At 70.8% G+C, this 14,676-nt stretch carries 13 protein-coding genes; 8 read left to right on the forward strand and 5 right to left on the reverse strand.

The annotated features are described in order from the left end of the window. Both IEY17_RS21140 and IEY17_RS21145 read left to right on the forward strand, forming a co-directional pair. Positions 1 to 382, forward strand: a 382-nt coding sequence (locus IEY17_RS21140; RefSeq protein ID WP_188990447.1) for a hypothetical protein, incomplete at its 5' end; no start/stop codon positions are given. Continuing rightward, entirely contained in the window at positions 354 to 938 is a 585-nt protein-coding gene (locus IEY17_RS21145; protein ID WP_229680382.1) for a DUF3558 domain-containing protein, read from the forward strand. The genes IEY17_RS21140 and IEY17_RS21145, both read left to right, overlap by 29 nt. 267 nt (positions 939 to 1,205) lie before the next feature. On the opposite strand, the gene IEY17_RS25595 is transcribed toward IEY17_RS21145, so the two are convergent. Further along, positions 1,206 to 1,535, reverse strand: coding sequence for a hypothetical protein (locus IEY17_RS25595; RefSeq protein WP_229680383.1), 330 nt, complete (start codon positions 1,533 to 1,535; stop codon positions 1,206 to 1,208). Between IEY17_RS25595 and IEY17_RS25600 the strand changes: the two genes are divergently transcribed. Both IEY17_RS25600 and IEY17_RS21155 read left to right on the forward strand, forming a co-directional pair. Continuing rightward, a complete protein-coding gene (locus IEY17_RS25600; RefSeq protein WP_229680384.1) occupies positions 1,522 to 2,379 on the forward strand; it encodes a hypothetical protein in 858 nt (285 codons plus the stop codon). The genes IEY17_RS25595 and IEY17_RS25600 overlap by 14 nt on opposite strands. 14 nt (positions 2,380 to 2,393) lie before the next feature. Continuing rightward, positions 2,394 to 3,212: an ESX secretion-associated protein EspG gene (locus IEY17_RS21155; protein ID WP_188990449.1), complete on the forward strand. Its 819-nt coding sequence runs from the start codon at positions 2,394 to 2,396 to the stop codon at positions 3,210 to 3,212. A 69-nt stretch (positions 3,213 to 3,281) separates the two neighbouring features. Here IEY17_RS21155 and IEY17_RS21160 read toward each other — a convergent pair whose 3' ends face one another. Beyond that, positions 3,282 to 3,779, reverse strand: coding sequence for a Dps family protein (locus IEY17_RS21160; RefSeq protein ID WP_188990451.1), 498 nt, complete (start codon positions 3,777 to 3,779; stop codon positions 3,282 to 3,284). A 97-nt stretch (positions 3,780 to 3,876) separates the two neighbouring features. After that, positions 3,877 to 4,431, reverse strand: a complete 555-nt coding sequence (locus tag IEY17_RS21165) for an NADPH-dependent FMN reductase (protein ID WP_188990453.1) — start codon at positions 4,429 to 4,431, stop codon at positions 3,877 to 3,879. A gap of 149 nt (positions 4,432 to 4,580) precedes the next feature. Between IEY17_RS21165 and IEY17_RS21170 the strand changes: the two genes are divergently transcribed. Continuing rightward, positions 4,581 to 5,648, forward strand: coding sequence for an alpha/beta hydrolase (locus IEY17_RS21170; protein WP_188990455.1), 1,068 nt, complete (start codon positions 4,581 to 4,583; stop codon positions 5,646 to 5,648). Positions 5,649 to 5,710: 62 nt separating this feature from the next. On the opposite strand, the gene IEY17_RS21175 is transcribed toward IEY17_RS21170, so the two are convergent. Continuing rightward, positions 5,711 to 8,182 carry a helix-turn-helix transcriptional regulator gene (locus tag IEY17_RS21175; RefSeq protein WP_229680385.1) on the reverse strand — a complete coding sequence of 824 codons (2,472 nt, stop codon included), beginning with the start codon at positions 8,180 to 8,182 and terminating at the stop codon, positions 5,711 to 5,713. Between the two features lie 24 nt (positions 8,183 to 8,206). Beyond that, positions 8,207 to 9,571 carry an Hsp70 family protein gene (locus IEY17_RS21180; protein ID WP_188990459.1) on the reverse strand — a complete coding sequence of 455 codons (1,365 nt, stop codon included), beginning with the start codon at positions 9,569 to 9,571 and terminating at the stop codon, positions 8,207 to 8,209. 288 nt (positions 9,572 to 9,859) lie between these two features. Between IEY17_RS21180 and IEY17_RS21185 the strand changes: the two genes are divergently transcribed. From IEY17_RS21185 to IEY17_RS21195, 3 genes are all read left to right on the forward strand, one after another. Continuing rightward, positions 9,860 to 10,912, forward strand: a complete 1,053-nt coding sequence (locus IEY17_RS21185) for an IniB N-terminal domain-containing protein (protein ID WP_188990461.1) — start codon at positions 9,860 to 9,862, stop codon at positions 10,910 to 10,912. Positions 10,913 to 11,075: 163 nt separating this feature from the next. After that, entirely contained in the window at positions 11,076 to 12,887 is a 1,812-nt protein-coding gene (locus IEY17_RS21190) for a dynamin family protein (RefSeq protein ID WP_188990463.1), read from the forward strand. After that, the gene (locus IEY17_RS21195; RefSeq protein WP_229680386.1) at positions 12,884 to 14,563 is read left to right on the forward strand and encodes a dynamin family protein; all 1,680 of its coding nucleotides are present in this window, start codon (positions 12,884 to 12,886) and stop codon (positions 14,561 to 14,563) included. The genes IEY17_RS21190 and IEY17_RS21195 overlap by 4 nt, the downstream gene beginning before the upstream one ends. Positions 14,564 to 14,676: the final 113 nt, after the last annotated feature.

Below are 14,676 nucleotides of genomic sequence, written 5' to 3' on the forward strand. Positions count from 1 at the left end.
GGGCTTCGCCGCGCAGGCAGGAAACCTGGCCGGGCAAGCCCAGGGCCTGCGCGCAGCCGTCGACGCCGGGCACCTCGTCATGGACCCCCAAGCCGCCGAGCGCGTCGCCCGAGTCTACGAGGACAAGGCCGACCAGATCATGAGCACGCGACAACGCACAGACGCGCTCATCGCACGTGGCGCGTTCGGGGACTGCTTCATCGGTCAGCAGATGGAGAAGAAGTTCGAGGACAAGGTTAGGGCGCCCGAGGTCGGCCTAGTGGCCATCTTGACCAAGGTGGAGGAAATCCTGCGGAACATGGCGCAGGCATACCGGGACTCGGCCCGAAACATGCAGAGTAGGGATGAGGACCATGCCGACCGCCTGGGACGGATTGTCTGATCTGATAGTGATCATGCGTACGACACGAGTCACAGCCGTAGCTGCGTTGACGGTCACTGGTCTTCTGCTCGGCGGGTGTGGAGGCCCACGCGGTGCGGAAGCACCATCATCGACCAACCAGCCGCCGACCAACGAGACGTCGGCGTTGGCCAGTCTTGATCCGTGCACGGTGCTCCCCCAGGCTGAGCTTCAAAGCATCGGCGTGACCAAGCCTGGCGAGTTCGTAGACCAAGGTACAGGCGAGTCCGGTTGTGATTTCAACGCGGGCGACTTCCTGCTGACTATCTACAAGGCCGAAAAGGATGATCTGTCCTACTGGCGAGGTCAGCGTGACAATTTCGCCGTCTTTGAACCGAACCAGGTGGGCTCCCGCAATGGCATCAAGGCCGTGACCAAGGGGTCCGAGGGACAGGGCTTGTGCCGTCAAATCATGGAGTCCGGTGGCGGTTCGGTGTCGATTGCCATCACCTACCGCGCGGACAAGATTCAGGGCAACGACCCGTGCGCCAAGGCGTTGGAGATCGCGCGGCTCGTTGAGCCGAAGTTGCCGAAGTAAGGCACATCGAGGGGGAACGACGTGGGGAACTGGTTCACCGACGGGGTTCGGGAGGTCGGGGGATCTGCTCAAGATCTGTGGGCGGGGATCACCGGGGGTGAAACGCGGGCCGAGCAGGCTCAGCGGCTGCGGCAGCAGATGGCCACGGCCGTCGGACAGAAACAGCGCGAGGCCCTGAACCAGCAGCAGCAGGGTTTGCAGATCTCCGGCACCGACCCGGCCTCGATCAGCCAGCACGACAACTGGAACGACTGGGACCAGGCCCGGTTAGCCTACCAGCTCAAGCCGTCGCTGCAGGTGGACCAGATCAACGCCGCCGGCCGCGGCTGGGAGCAACTGGGTCAACAGATCGCCGATATTTTCTCCGACCTCGAGGCCCAGACGCGCAACGCGGCCGGTGACGGGATGCAGGGGCGGGCGGCTGAGGCCGCGCTCAACGCGGGCAAGCCGCTGCAGCAGGGGGCAGCAGTTCGGCGACGCGGTGCGCGGTACCGGGTTGAAGATCCAGGAAGCCGGCGTTGCCGCCGCGCAGACGAAGTCGTCGTTGCAGCCGCCCGCGGAATACGACAGCCTGCGCACCGGCATGGCCTCCATCATCGGGCCGGCCGGCACCATGATGGACGTCACCGCGCAGATGCGGGAGCGCGAGGAAGCCAACAAGCAGGCTCGCGCGATCGTGCAGAACATCTACACACCCGGCTACACGGCGGTGGACGGCAGCACGCCGACGTTCCCACCGCCCATCGACCCGCTCAACCCGCCCCCGCCGCCCGACCGGGGCCGCACCACGCAGGACGTTTCCAGCACCAGCACCTCTGGGAACACGACGTCGGACACCGACCGCAGCAGGGTCGGGAGCCTGCCGGACGGACCCGGTTCGTCTAGTGTGGACACTCCGCGGGTGGACGGCTACCAGCCTCCGGCGCAGAGCAGCTCGCAGTGGGCGAGCCCGCCGCCGTCAGCGCCGCATCCCGGTGGCATGCCGGTGTCGCCGGGCACACAGCCACCCGCCAGTGCGATCGGTGGCGTGGGCGCGATGCCGTCCGGTGCCGACGCGGGGCCCGGTGCGGGCGCCCGCGGAGCTGCCGGCATCGGCGCCGGTAACCGCGGAGCTACCGGCATGGGCGCCGGTGGTCGGAGCGCCGCTGGTCTGGGCGCTGGCGGTCGCGCGGGCGGCCTGGGGGCCGGCGCGCTTGGGGCCGGTGGTCGCTCGGGCGTCGGCGGCCTCAAAGCCGGTCCCGGGGCGGTGGGTGCCGCTGGGGCGGCCGGAGCCCGGGGCGGCGCTGGTGCGGGTGCCATGGGTGCTGGTGCGGGCCAGCGTGGTCAGGGCAGCGAGGACCGGGAGCACGAGCGGCCGAGCTGGCTGGAAGAGCAGGAGGACGTGTGGCTCGACGGCATGCCCAGGACGGCTCCACCGGTCTTCGGCGACTTCACCGACTGATCTGGGGGTAGGGCATGTCCGAGCGATGGCTGATGCCACCGCTGTGGTTCGACCTGTGCTGGGAAATCGGAGGTTTCGACGAGGCCCCCTTTCCGATCGCGGTGCGCTCGCACGGCGCCACGCTGGAAGAACGCGCTGTGCTGCGCCAACGCGCGCTGCCGGAGATGCGGGCCGCCGGACTGCTCGCGGACGGCGGCCTGGCGCCCCGCTTCGCGCACGTGCTCGGGCAGATCGCCAAACCGGGCCTGTGGGTCGAGGGCGTCTGGATGCCGGACGACACCACCGACTCCCCCGCCCGGCTGCTGTCGGTGGCCACGGACGAGGGGGCGGTGCTGTGCGTCCAGGAGCCCGGCGAATCCGAGCAGTTCGGCGGTGACCTGCGCATTTCCGTGCATCACCGGACGTCGGTGGCCGCGGCCGCGGTCCAGGGCATGCCTTCGGCACCACCCGGCAGGCGTCCGCGCCTGGCGGTTCCGGTCGCCGACCTCGCTCCGCGCGACAACACCGACGAGAGCTTCGAGGACGTCGACATGATGCAGTCAGTCGGAACCCGCCGAACCACACCGGCAGCACAGGCGTTGCGCGCCATCACCGAAGAGCAGCACTACCGGGACGGCCAGTTCACCGCGAACCTGCGCGACCGGATCGGCCGCACGCACCGGTCCCAGGTGTTCAGGTGGTTCGACGCCTTCGAACCGGACGGCCGCTACGGCGTCACCCAGCAGCAGCGACCCGGCGTCGGCCCGGAGATCGTGCTGGCCCCGGTCGGGCCCGCCGATCTCAGCACCGCGCTGGACAACCGCATCGCCGAGGTCCGCTCCCAAGCGCACTGACCAGCGCGGGGGTCCGAGGTTCCGGTCGGATCCGCGGACCCCGTGTGGAACTGCGGGCCCCCTGCGAGGTCACGAGGCGAGCTGGGCCTGCCACATCCAGTGCGACTTCTCCAGCTCCCGGGAGATGCCGATGAGCAGGTCCTGGGTGACCAGGTCGGTCTTGTCGGTTTCGTCGATGCGCTCGCGCAGGCGTCGGATGAGTTCCTCCAGGATGTCGGTGATCGCCTGGACCACGTCCCGGTCGTCGCGCCAGCCCGCCTCGAACTTCGGCAGCCCGGAACCCTGCGCCACGGTCGCGGCGCGCCCGTCCGGTGAGATGCCGATGGCGGCGGCGCGCTCGGCGACGTCGTCGGCGAAGCCGCGAGCGGCGGTGACCAACTCGTCGAGGTGGAGGTGCACGTCGTGGAACAGCCTGCCGATGACGTTCCAGTGCGCCTGCTTCCCCACCAGGTGCAGGTCGATCAGGTCCAGCAGGGTGGCCTGCAGGACCTTGCCGGTGATCTCCCGGTCCTGGTCGTGCAACGGGGTGCTGATCGGGGCCTTCTTCGTAACCGTCTTCTGGTTCATGAGCGGTGCTACCTCCTCGGAACGCGAGCAGACCCATTGCGGGTGCGTCCCGGGAGTACCCGCGCACGTCGATGAGCTACGCACCGAGTGCGCAGCGTCACCGGCGGTGGGCGAAGTCCACCACCTGGTGGCCGATGGTGCGCAGCACCGTGGCGACCTTCGCGTCGGCGCACTCACCGGCGGCCTCGAAGTGCGTCTCGGCCGAGTTGACCGCGCCACCCAGCGGGGTGGGCCAGCCGCGCAGGGCGTGCACGACGGAGCGCAGGGCCTGCAACGTGGTGACCGTGGCCTGCCACCCGTGGGCGATGCCGATGCAGCCGACCGCCCGACCGTCGAGGTAGGGGCGCTCGTCGCCGCGCAGATCCTCGACGTAGTCGAGGGCGTTCTTGATCAGCCCGGAGATGGTGCCGTGGTAGCCGGGCGAGGCGAGGATGACGCCGTCGGCGCCGCGCAGGGCGTCCACCAGCTCGATCGCGTTCTCGGTGCGCTCGGTGAGTGACGGGTCGTAGAACGGCAGGTTCAGGCTCGCCCCGGTGATCGCATGGGTCTTCGCCCCGGCCTCGCGCGCGCCCGCGAGGGCGACGTGCAGCGCCCGCTCGGACTGCGAGTCGGGTCGGACCGACCCGCCGATTCCCACCACGGTCACCGTCATGCCTTGATCCTTTCACCTGCCCTCGGCACCTGTCTCTCCCCGCACGCTACGACTTCGATTCCGCTGGAGGTCAAAGCCGGTGTCCCGGACCACACCTACCTGTGGGTAACCTCTGCGGTAACTGTCACCTCGTGCGGAAGGCGACGGCCATGGCGAAGGTCCTCGAACTGATGCAGCCCGTGCTGGAGGCTGCTGTCCTGCGCGGCGTCTACGCGCTCCCCCGGCCGGTGCGGCGGCTCATCGCGGGCAGCCCCGTCCGGTTGGACGGCCAGGAACTCGCGCTCGACGCCCAGCTGCTGCTCAAGCTGCTGAAGCTCAGCGGACGGGACGGGCTGTCGGGGGTTACTCCGGAGGCGGCCCGTGCCGGGATGCGTCGCTCCACCAAGCTCACCGGCGGCCCGCGGCTGTCCGACGTGGTGGCCGCCGACCGGCGGATCCCGGCGGACGGTGGCGACCTGGCCGCCCGGCTGTACCGGCCACGGGACCTCACCGAGCCGGGCCCGCTGCTGGTGTACTTCCACGGCGGCGGCTGGGTGATCGGCGACCTGGACAGCCACGACGACCTGTGCCGGTTCCTCGCCAAGCACGCCGGCATCCGGGTGCTGTCGGTGGACTACCGCCTCGCGCCCGAGCACCCGTTCCCGGCGGCCCTGGACGACTGCGTCGCGGCCTACCGGTACGCCGCGGACAACGCCACCGAGCTGGGCAGCCGCCCGGAGTCGATCGCGGTGGGTGGGGACAGCGCGGGCGGCAACCTCGCCGCTTCGGTGGCGCTGCACGCCACGCGGTCCGGCCTGGTGCGGCCGGTGTTCCAGCTGCTGATCTACCCGGCGGTGGACGCCACCACGCGCCGCCGCTCGCGGGAGCTGTTCGGCGACGGGTTCCTGCTCACCGACCGGGACATGAACTGGTTCATGGACCACTACGCGCCGGATGCGGCGGACCGGTACGACCCGCGGCTGTCGGTGCTGCTCGCGGATGACCTGTCGGGGCTGCCGCCGGCGTGCGTGGTGACGGCCGGGTTCGACCCGCTGCGCGACGAGGGCGAGGCGTACGCGCAGCGGCTGGCGGAGTCGGGCGTGCCGGTGGTCACCCGCCGGTTCCCGGACCTCATCCACGGCTTCGTGAACCTGCGCCCGATCGGCACCCGCTTCCAGGAGGCGCTGTTCGAGATCGTCGGCACGCTGCGCGCCGGTTTGGAGCTCCAGCGCGTCTGACGCCCAGGCCACGCCGGTGATCTCCGCCGGCGGCCGCGAGCGGCTGTTGGCCGGGGGTGTGATCAGGAGGATTGGCCGAGGAGTTCGCGGAGGCGGTTCAGGAGGTCCTCGCGGCTCGTCGCGCCCAGGCGCTGCTTGATGCGGCTGATGTGGTGCTCCACCGTCTTCGCCGAGATGAACAGCCGCTTGCCCACCTGCTTGTAGGTCAGCCCGGCCAGCACCAGCTCGGCGACCTCCTTCTCCCGCTCGCTGAGCAGGTCCGACTCGCCCGAGCCGCGCACTGCGCGCGGGCGCGGCGGCTTGCCCTGCAGCGCTCGCGCGCACTCCAGCAGGGCCAGCATCGCGCGCCGGTCGGTGGTGCGGATCGCGGCCTGCCCGGCCAGCCGTGCTCCGTCCCATGCGAGTCCGGCGGCGTGCAGTCCCCGCGCCGCCCGCTCCGACTCCTCGTGGTCGACCTGACCGGCCAGGATGCGCAGCCAGACCTGCGCCGCCTCGGCCATCGCCGCGGACAGCGGGGTGTGCCCGGCCATGCGGTCCAGCTCGGTGGCGTACCGGCGGGCGTCGTCCAGCTCCTCCAGGACCACGGCTGCCTGCAGGCACTTCCAGGTCAGCATGCAGCTCCACAGCGGCGGGTTGCCCAGGCGGTCCAGCAGGGCCCGCGCCTCCAGCAGGTACGGGCTGATCCAGTCCTGGTCGCGCAGGCGCGCGGCGGCGACCACCAGCTCACCCAGCGGGAGCAGCGTGAACAGGTCGACGGAGTGCTCGGCCACGGCCTGGCGCGCCTGGCCGCGTGCCGCGGCGAGCGCGGCCATATCGTTGTCCCGGCTGGCGATCCCGGCCTCGATGGCGGTGGCCAGCAGCCGGTCGCGCGCCGCGGGTTCGCTCGTCGCGGGAAGCTTCGCGCGGGCGGTCACCGTGTCGCCGCGCAGCAGCGGCAGCCAGGCCGCGAGCAGCCGGTGCCGGGCGCGCAGCAGCGGTCCGCCGGTGCCCGACTCGATGGCGCGGTCCAAAGTGGACTGCGCGACGTCCAGTTCCCCGCAGTGCAGCGCCACCAGCGCCGCGATGGCGGCCGGGGTGTCGGGCACCAGGATGCCGCGGCCAACCGACTCCGACAGCGATGCCGCGCGCACCAGGGTGGACAGCGCGGTGGTGGCGGAGCCGACCACGGATTCGCGCACCCCCGCGGCGAGTTGCGCCGCCGCGGCGGACATCGAGGTGGGCGGGCCGCTGTCGTCGGCGGAATCCAACAGCTCGTCCGCGTCGCCCAGCCGTCCGACGCCGATCAGCCCGACGGCCGCGAACGCCCGGTCCCCGGGCCACGGCAGCCGACCCACCGACCATCGGCACATCTCCGCCGAGCGCTCCAGCAGTCCGCGGTGTGCCAGCACACTGGCCGCGACCTGCACGCCGGTCTCCCGGTCCGGCACGGTCTCGTCGACGATCACCTGGTCGGCCAGCCGCAGCGCCTCGTCGAGCTCACCGGCCACCGCCGCGGCCCGCGCCTGGCGGGCGGCGACCGACGCGACCGGGGCCCCGGCTGACACGGCCGCGGCGAACAACCGCCGCGCCAGGTGCGGCGCGTCGCGCAACGCCTCGTCCCCGGCGCGCTCGAACGCGGTTGCCAGCGTCGCTTCCGGCAGCAGCGCGATCTCCGCCTCCAGCAGCGGGCTGACCAGCGGCAGTACCGAGCCGCCGCGGGCCAGCTGGGTTTCCACCAGCCGCCGGGTCACGCGCAGCCGACGCTCCCACGGGGTCAACCGCAGCGCCGCCGCGCGGACGATGGGCAACAGCGCGTCGTCCGCCGTGACCAGCCCACCGGCCCGCACCGCCAGCAGGGCCGAGCTCACCGCGGCGGGTGTCAGGTCGAGCAGCGCCGCGAGCAGGTCGGGGTGCGGGGTGGCCCCGACCGCCATCGCCGTGACGCACTCCCAGCCGACCTCGCCGAGCTGGTCGAAATCGTGCTGGAACTGGTCGAGGGCGCGCGGCGGCAGCTCCGCCCGGCCCGGATCGGTCACCGCGAGCACCCGGTTGACGTAGCGGGGCACGCCACCGGTCTGCGCGTGCAGCCAGGCGACCCACTCCGCCGACACCGGTCCGAGGGTTCGCCTCGCCTGCTCGGCGATGTCCTCGCGGGTCAGGCCGGACAGCAACACGGGGGCGCCGAGTTCCCCGATCAGCTCGCCCAGCGCCGCGGGCCGCGGCCCCGGCCGGTAGGCGACGACGAGCCGGGCCCCGGGCTGCCGGGCGATCTCGCGCAGCCCGACCAGCACCGGTTCGTCCAGCCGGTGCGCGTCGTCGACCAGCACCGCTCCCTCGGTGGCGCGGTCGACCGGGGTGGACGCGTCGAGCACCGCGACGCCTGCGTCGCGGTAGGCGCGGGCGAGTTGCTCCAGCAGTGCGGTCTTGCCGTAGCCGCCGGCGCCCTGGATCCCGGCCACGACCGGTCGGGCTGGATCGGCGGTGATCGCCGACCGCAGCCCGGCCGCATGCCCGTCCGGCAGCGCGGCGGGGCGGGAGGTCGTCGAATGGTTCACGCCTGGAGTCCTCGTCATCTGCGGTCAGTGGCGGATGTGCTGGAAGGCGCTGAGCACGCCGCCGATCGAGGCATTGGGCCAGAGGTAGGTGAGCAGCAGTCCACCGATGATCAACACGGCGGCCACCGACAGTTTAATGATCTTGATGAGGCGGGCGCGGTCCTCGTCCGGCGGTTCCAGCGGCAGCGGTTCCACCTCGACCGGGGGCCGCGGAGCATCCGGCAGGTCGGCCTCGGCGTCGTCGAACTCGTCGGGCCCCTCGATGCGCACCAGCACGCTGGTCTCGGCCAGCGCACTCTGGTCGGTGTCGGTCGACACGACCTGCACCGCGGCAGCCGCCGCCCCGCTGGCCGCGGCCAGCTCGGGCGCCACGTCGACCAGCGGTGGTCGCTGCAGCCGCTCGGCCACCAGGTGCCTGAGCAGCGGTGTCCGCGCGGTGCCCCCGGCCAGCACGAACGCCGAGACGTCCTCCGGGGTCAGCGACGCCGACTGCACGGCCTGCAGGATCAGCTCGGGCACCCGTTCCAGGTGCGGCCGGGTGAGCTGCTCGTACCGCGCTCGGGACAGCGCGAACTCGGTGCGCAGCCCGGGCAGCTCCACCCGGATCTGGACGCCGGGTTGGTGTGACAACACCTCCTTCGCCCGGACGCACTCGGCGCGCAGCTGCGCGAGCGCGGCCCGCTGGGTGAGGTCGGACAGGTCCAGGGCGTCCAGCGCGTCACCGAACTCGGCGCGCACCGCCGCGAAGATCTCGTCGTCGAGGTCCTGGCCGCTGGGGTGCTCGGAGTTCAGCGGCGAGCCGACCACCTCGAAGCCGCTTTCCCGGCGGCGCAGCACGGTCGCGTCGAAGCTGCTGCCGCCGATGTTGGCCACGACGATCGCGTCGTGCTCCGCGACACGCTGCTTGGCCGCGTAGTCCAGGGCCACCGCCATCGGCTCGGGGAGCATGGTCACGTCGGTCAATCCGAGCTGCGCCAGCGCCTGGTGCACGAGGTGGACGCGGTGCGGGCCCCAGGTGGCGCTGTGCGCGACGGCGATGTGCTCCGGGGGGTGCCCCTGCCGGTTCGCGACGGCGTCGGCGACCCACTCGACCATGGTCGCCACCAGGCGTTGCGCCGAGACGAACTCGCGGCCCACCAGCAGGGGCGCGTCCTCGCCCAGCCGCCTGGTGAAACCGCGGGCCACCCACTCGTGGTGGCTGATCTCCTGCCGCCGGGCAGCCTCTCCGGCCACGAACGACCCGTCCTGCACCTTGCACAGCACGGTGGGCACCACCGGCCCGCCGGCCAGCGGAACCGGCGCGGCCGCCGCCCACTGGCCACCGTCGCGCCGGGCAAGGGCAGCCGTCGTTGCCGTGGCGCCCAGATGGATGCCCAGGACGTAAGGCATGCAATCCCTTCGTGTTACCGAACAGGCCACCATCGGGCGACGCCCCATGGTGGCGCGGGGTCGACACAATTTAGCGTGCATTCGGTTACGCAGAGGTTCCGGATACCCTATCCAACCCCCTAATGGGCCGCCCCCATGATCCCCTAATAGGGGTCCAACTAACTAGGAGTCGTTCCCGATGGCGGGGGGCGCCGGAGGGCCTACCTTGATCACCAAGGGAGTGAGGGACGACGCGACCTCACTCGGTGACCCCAAGCCGAGTAACCGCTCAGCAACGGGAGGCCCAGGATGGCGGACTCTCAGCACGCGACCGGTCGGGCCGAGTCCCCCACCTCCGACCCCGGGACGCACACCCCGCTGCCGGACCAGCCGACGCTGTACGAGTTCCTCACGCGCCTCGTCAGCGACCCGGCGGCCCGGTCGGCTTTTGATGCTGATCCGCAAGCCATGCTGGATCAGGCCGGACTCGGGGGCATGACCGCGACAGACGTCCTGCAAGCAACGTCGCTGGTGCTCGACTACGCGCCGGTCGAGGTTGTGACCGAGTACGACCGCTCACTGCAGAGCAGCGTCGAGAAGTTCGCCGCGAGCACCCAGCACGTCGCGATCAACCAACTGCATCCCGCACATCCAACAGAGCAGGAAGAACAGAGCATGCTGCAGAACACCCCCGCCCAGCCCGCCGACTTCGGCAAGGACAAGGACGTCGACGTGACGCTGCCGACCCCGGCTCCGGCTCCGTCGCACACCCACAACGTCGACGTCGACATCGAGCAGAACGACTCGCACAACCTGATCAGCATCCACCACGTGCTGAGCGACGCCAACATCGCCAACGACAACATCGTCGGCAGCGTCGTGGGCAACACCGTCGGCCAGGTGGGCGACAACGTGGACCTGGGCGACGTCACCCAGGTCGTGGGCGACGTGACCTACGGCTCGGTTGTCGAGGTCAACGACACCGCCAACCACGTCTTCGACACCAGCGTCGACCTGACCGCCGGTGTCGGCACCGTCGTGCACAACGACGTGACCAACGTGGTCGACGACGTGACCGACCTGGACGTGGTCAACATCGCCAACGAGGCCCCGCTGGTCGGCGACGTGACCAACGTCGGTGGCCTGATCAACGGCGACGTGCTGAGCGACGTCACCGGTGTGGCCGGCGACGTGACCGGTGTGGCTGGCGACGTCACCGGCGTGGCGGGCGACGTCACCGCCAACGTCCCGGTCGTCGGTAACGTGGTGGACAACGTCGCCGGTGGCGACATCGTCGGTGGTGTGGCCGGTGCCGTGACCGACGCCCCGGTCGTGGGCGACGTCGTGGACGGCCTGCTCTGAGCCCAGTGAGCGACTGAATGCCGGGGTTCGTGGTTTCCGCGGACCCCGGCATTCTCCGCATATCACTGTTATTGATGCGTTTCGGCTGCTCGTCACACCCATCCGCATGTGAGTTCAGCCGATTGGGTTTAACTCCACGCTGTGGCACGCCACAATCGACGCCGTGATCGAGACGGCGCTGGTGGAACTGATCGACCGCGCAACCGCGGAATGTGCCGAGCAGCAGCGCGCTGACCTGCACAACCGGCTGCGGCAGATCCGCACGCGCGTGCTCGACCCCACGCAGCTCGTGCTCGTCGTCGGCGAATCCAAGCAGGGTAAGTCGGCCCTGGTCAACGCCATAGTGAACGCCCCGGTGTGTGCGTCCGGCGACGACGTCACCACCCTCGTGCCCACCCTCGTGCGGCACTCCGACGAACCGACCGCACAACTCGTCGAGCACGCCCCCACCCACGGCCCGGCCGCTCTCGAACGCCGCCCGGTGCCCATCGAGCAGGTCCGCGAACACCTCGAACGGGCCCTCGCCCTCGGCCGCCCGATCACCCGCGGTGAGGTCGGCATCCCCCGACAGGTGCTGCAGAACGGTCTCGCCCTGATGGACACCCCGGGTGTTGGCAGCATGTCCTCGTCGCTGACCGCCACCACCCTGGCCGTGGTCGCCGAGGCCGACGCGCTGCTCATGGTCTCCGACGCCACCCAGGAGCTCACCACCACCGAGCTGGCCTTCCTCAAGCAGGCCACCGCACTGTGCCCGAACGTCGCGCTCGTGCTGCCCAAGATCGACCGCACCCCGCACTGGCGGCGGGTCGTGGAGGTCAACCGCAAGCACCTGAACAACGCGGGCATCGCGGCGAAGATCTTCCCGGTCTCGGCCGCCATCCGGATGCGCGCCATGCAGACCCAGAACACCACTCTCAACGCCGAGTCCGGGTTCCCGCCGCTGCTGGAGTTCCTCAAAACCGAACTCGCCGGCAAGCACGAGCAGCTCACCCGGCGGCTGGTCGCGCACAACGTCTCCGAAGCGCTGAGCCAGGTCAACGACGCATTGAAGGCCGAACTCGCCGCGCAGAACCCGCGCACCGCCGCCGAGACCCTGGTGGAGCTGGAGACCGCGCAGCGCCGCGCCGAAGACCTGCGGCGGGTGTCCAGTCGCTGGCAGAAGACCCTCAACGACGGCATCTCCGCGCTCTACACCGACATCGAGTTCGACTTCCGGGAACGCGCCTGGGCGGTGCTGCACCAGGTCAGCGAGATCTTCGAGACCGCCGATCCGCTCGAGATCTGGGACGAGTTCCGCAACTGGCTCACCGCCCGGCTCACCGACGCCATGGTGGAGACGTTCCAGTGGCTGGAGCAGCGGCAGGCCGTGCTGGCCGAGCAGGTCGCCGACGAGATGCTCGCCGAGCACGCGGGCGCCATCCCGAACCTGGAGCGGATCCGCCCGCCGGACCCGTTCGACGGCGTGCCCGAACCCAAGCTGCCGCCGGGATCCGAGTACAAGAAGTTCGACCAGTTCCTCACCGGTCTGCGCGGCTCCTACGGCGGCGTGCTGATGTTCGGGCTGATCACCGGCCTGGCGAACCTGCCACTGATCAACGTGGTGTCCATCTCGGCCGGTGTCCTGCTCGGCACCAAGAGCCTCAGGGAGGACAAGGACATGCGGCTGCGCCGCCGCCAGACCGAGGCGAAGGCGGCCGTGCAGCGCCACGTCGAGCAGGTGATCTTCCACGTCAACAAGCACGCCAAGGACGCCATCCGCGGCGTGCACCGAGCCCTGCACAACCACTTCATGCGCATCACCGAGGACGCGCAGATGGAGATCAGCCTGGCGATCCAGGAGATCAAGCGGTCCGCCGAGCGCAGCGCGGTGGACCGCGACCAGCGGGCCAGGGAGATCAGGAAGAAGCTGGAGGAGCTGACCGTGCTGCGCCGCCGGGTGACCATGCTGACCCAGAACCGGATCACCGCGGCATGAGCGCCGAACTGCTGGAGCGCGCCCGTGCGCTGCTGATCCGCACCATGACGTTCTACCGCGACGACCCGCGCACCTCGACCTGGCTGCGGGGCCGGTTGGAGCGCCTCGGGCAGCCGCTGCGCATCGCGGTCAGCGGACGGGTCAAGTCCGGCAAGTCGACGCTGATCAACGCGCTGGTCGGCACGGAACTGGCGCCCACCGACGCGGAGGAGCGCACCCAGGTCACCACGTTCTTCCAGTACGGCCCGGAACCGAAGATCCTGGTGCACACTCCGCACGGCACGGTGCAGAACATCCCGGTGACCACAGTGGACATCGGCACCATCCGCGACCTGCAGCGCTGGCGACCCGACGAGGTGGCGCGACTGGTGGTCGAGTCGCCGACACCCGGGTTGCGGTCCAGCACGCTGATCGAGACGCCCGGGGTCGCCTCGGCGGCGGTGCAGGAGACCGGTCGGTCCGCGCTGGCGCAGATCCTCTCCGAAGCCGACGCGGTGCTGTACCTGACCCGGTACCCGCGGCAGACCGACCTGCAGTTCCTCCAGTCGGTCAACGAGCTCCAGACGGCCCGCAGCGCACCGATCAACACCGTCGTGGCGCTCTCCCGCGCCGATGAGACGGGCAGCGGCGGCCCGGAGGCGCTGCAGGCCGCGGAACAGCTGGCCGAGCGGTACCGCAACGACCCGACGCTGCAGTCGTTCACGCAGCACGTCATCCCGGTGATCGGGCTGCTCGGGCAGGCCGCGGCGACGATGACCGACGAGGAGCTCACCGCGCTCGGCCACCTGGCACGCCTGTCGCAGAACGACCTCGACGCACTGCTGCTGTCCGCGGACCGGTTCGTCAACAGCACCGGGCTGGAGTCGGTGCCGAACGCCACCCGGCAGCGGCTGCTGGAGCGCTTCGGGCAGTTCGGGATCGAGCGCGCGCTGACGCTGCTGCGCGGCGGCGTGACCGAACCCGGGCAGCTGCGCGCCGCCCTGCTCGAGGAGAGCGGCCTGAACGCGCTGCACGAAACGGTGCACCAGCAGTTCGTGGTGCGCCAGGACGCGCTCCGGGCCAGGTCGGCGCTTCTGGCCGTCGACATGGTGCTGCGCGCCAACCCCCGCCCCGGGGTGCAGCAGTTGCTCGGCGAGTTCGAGCGGCTGCTGGCCAACGCGCACGAGTGGAACGAGCTGCGCCTGCTCTCGGCGATGGATTCCGGCCAGATCCGGTTCCCCCGGCCGCTCCAGGCGGAGGCCAAGCGGCTGCTCGGAGCGTTCGGCACCGCCCCGCACGCCCGCCTCGGCCGCGACGAAACCACCCTGGCGGTCGACCTGGCCGACGAGGCGGCGGCGGCGCTGTCCCGCTGGCGCGAGCAGTCGGTGAACCCCCTGCACGACCGCCCCCACCGCCAAGCAGTCCGCACGATCCTCCGCAGCTGCGAACGCCTGATCGTCCACCAGGTCCACAACTCCCAACCCCAACAGGCCCACGCCCAGCACGCGCGTACTCCGGTCGCCCAACACGACCAGGCCCACGCTCAGCACGACCAGGCCCAACGCGAGCGTGCACACACTCAACACACCCATGCCCGGCACGCCGAAACCCAGCAGGTGCGTGCTCCAGCCGCCCAACCCCAGCACGCTCAGGCCCAACAGGCCCAGCATTCTCGTCGAGGCGCCCACAGTCGTTGAGGCGAGGACCGTTCGCTCATCGCCCCGGTCGGCTCGGAACGCCCTCCACCCGAGTTCACACGCCCGCCGCCAGGGTTCCCGCCCGCGCTGGGGTTTCCCACTTCAGGCAGATC

Source organism: Saccharopolyspora thermophila, from assembly GCF_014646075.1.
Taxonomy (GTDB): Bacteria; Actinomycetota; Actinomycetes; order Mycobacteriales; family Pseudonocardiaceae; genus Saccharopolyspora; species Saccharopolyspora thermophila.

Coding starts and splice junctions, on each gene's coding strand:
- IEY17_RS21155 (WP_188990449.1), top strand. CDS start 2,394: ATGTCCGAGCGATGGCTGATGCCACCGCTGTGGTTCGACCTGTGCTGG.
- IEY17_RS21185 (WP_188990461.1), top strand. CDS start 9,860: ATGGCGGACTCTCAGCACGCGACCGGTCGGGCCGAGTCCCCCACCTCC.
- IEY17_RS21160 (WP_188990451.1), bottom strand. CDS start 3,779: ATGAACCAGAAGACGGTTACGAAGAAGGCCCCGATCAGCACCCCGTTG.
- IEY17_RS25595 (WP_229680383.1), bottom strand. CDS start 1,535: ATGATGGAGGCCATGCCGGTGCGCAGGCTGTCGTATTCCGCGGGCGGC.
- IEY17_RS21195 (WP_229680386.1), top strand. CDS start 12,884: ATGAGCGCCGAACTGCTGGAGCGCGCCCGTGCGCTGCTGATCCGCACC.
- IEY17_RS21180 (WP_188990459.1), bottom strand. CDS start 9,571: ATGCCTTACGTCCTGGGCATCCATCTGGGCGCCACGGCAACGACGGCT.
- IEY17_RS21170 (WP_188990455.1), top strand. CDS start 4,581: ATGGCGAAGGTCCTCGAACTGATGCAGCCCGTGCTGGAGGCTGCTGTC.
- IEY17_RS21165 (WP_188990453.1), bottom strand. CDS start 4,431: ATGACGGTGACCGTGGTGGGAATCGGCGGGTCGGTCCGACCCGACTCG.
- IEY17_RS21145 (WP_229680382.1), top strand. CDS start 354: ATGCCGACCGCCTGGGACGGATTGTCTGATCTGATAGTGATCATGCGT.
- IEY17_RS25600 (WP_229680384.1), top strand. CDS start 1,522: ATGGCCTCCATCATCGGGCCGGCCGGCACCATGATGGACGTCACCGCG.